The 332-nt window shown below is 49.7% G+C and carries 1 protein-coding gene; it reads right to left on the bottom strand.

Annotation, left to right across the window (positions count from 1 at the left end; genetic code table 11):
- The coding region (locus PKE85_RS12820; RefSeq protein ID WP_271205155.1) for a hypothetical protein at positions 1–273 on the bottom strand (273 nt) is incomplete at its 3' end.
- Between the last annotated feature and the right edge of the window lie 59 nt (positions 274–332).

Raw genomic sequence — 332 nt, 5'->3', positions numbered from 1 at the left:
GCCATCCAGCCATCTCATCCTCTGTCGTCCCCTTCTCCTCCTGCCCCCAATCCCTCCCAGCATCAGAGTCTTTTCCAATGAGTCAACTCTTCGCATGAGGTGGCCAAAGTACTGGAGTTTCAGCTTTAGCATCATTCCTTCCAAAGAAATCCCAGGGCTGATCTCCTTCAGAATGGACTGGTTGGATCTCCTTGCAGTCCAAGGGACTCTCAAGAGTCTTCTCCAACACCACAGTTCAAAAGCATCAATTCTTCGGCGCTCAGCCTTCTTCACAGTCCAACTCTCACATCCATACATGACCACTGGAAAAACCATAGCCTTGACTAGACAGA

It is taken from the genome of Methylopila jiangsuensis, assembly GCF_027922305.1.
In the GTDB taxonomy this organism is placed as follows: domain Bacteria; phylum Pseudomonadota; class Alphaproteobacteria; order Rhizobiales; family Methylopilaceae; genus Methylopila; species Methylopila jiangsuensis.
Note: the sequence above shows the minus strand (reverse complement) of the source record. Positions and strands in the feature narration are given on the sequence as shown.